Annotated in this window: 1 protein-coding gene; it reads left to right on the top strand. The window is 42.6% G+C overall.

Translation table 11 applies throughout. The features are described 5' to 3' along the window. The coding region (locus tag A3761_RS17460) for a class I SAM-dependent methyltransferase (protein WP_197473092.1) at nucleotides 1-1,072 on the top strand (1,072 nt) is incomplete at both ends.

Raw genomic sequence — 1,072 nt, 5'->3', positions numbered from 1 at the left:
CAGGACTTGCTCGCGAGCGCTGGGGGTTTGAGTGTTGGAAAGGTCATGATGAGCGATTATGGAGTGCGCTTCGTCAGGCTGCTTTAGATTCATTCGAAAAAGGCTTAGGTTCATATCAGGGGCGTATTACTGGTTTTGATCAGGATTCTAGAGTTGTGGCGAAAGCTTGGGATAATGTTAGAAAGGCAGGCTTTGATAAGATTATTCATGTGGAGAAACGCTCACTAGAAGATTTTACCCTTGCTGAACATGATCAGGCGGGGTTGTTGCTAACGAACCCTCCTTATGGAGAGCGCTTGGGCGAGATTAACCTCCTTAAAACGCTGTATGGTGTGTTGGGTGAGCTATTTGAGCGAGACTTGCTTGGATGGAGTGCCGGCGTATTTACAGGAAATGCAGATTTAGGTAAGGCCATATGCTGGCGTTCATATAAACAGTATAAACTCTTTAATGGCGCTATCGAAAGTCAACTCATCTTATTTAGTCTTGATAAGGATAATCGCTACAAAGATGCTGCGAGCTCCTCTAAATTAGAACATTCATCTAGCAACTGGAAGATATCGAATCCACAGCGTGCTGAAATGTTCGCTAACCGCCTTAAGAAGAATTTTAAGACCCTCGGTAAGTGGGCTAAGAAAAATGAGATTAGCTGCTATCGCTTGTACGATGCTGATATGCCGGAATTTGCGCTCGCAGTCGATATGTACCAAAGCATTGATCAAACTACATGGCTTCATGTCCAGGAATATCAAGCGCCAAAGTCTATTGATGAGAAAGCTAGCCGAGAAAGGCTAAGAGAGGGGCTTAAGGTATTAAGCGAGTTTAGTTTTAATGGTGCAACGATACCGACGAAGCGAATTGCTTTAAAAGTTCGTTCGATACAAAAAGGTACTAAACAGTACGAAAAAGAAGCATCTCAAAAAGACTTTTTTACAGTAAGTGAGAGTGGTGCGCGATTCAAGGTAAACCTAAAGGACTACTTGGATACCGGGTTGTTTCTCGATCATCGTCCCATTAGAAAGTGGGTCTATGATAATGCCAGAGATAAACGCTTTTTAAATTTATTTTGTTA

The sequence above is a fragment of the Oleiphilus sp. HI0123 genome (assembly GCF_001635315.1).
Note: the sequence above shows the minus strand (reverse complement) of the source record. Positions and strands in the feature narration are given on the sequence as shown.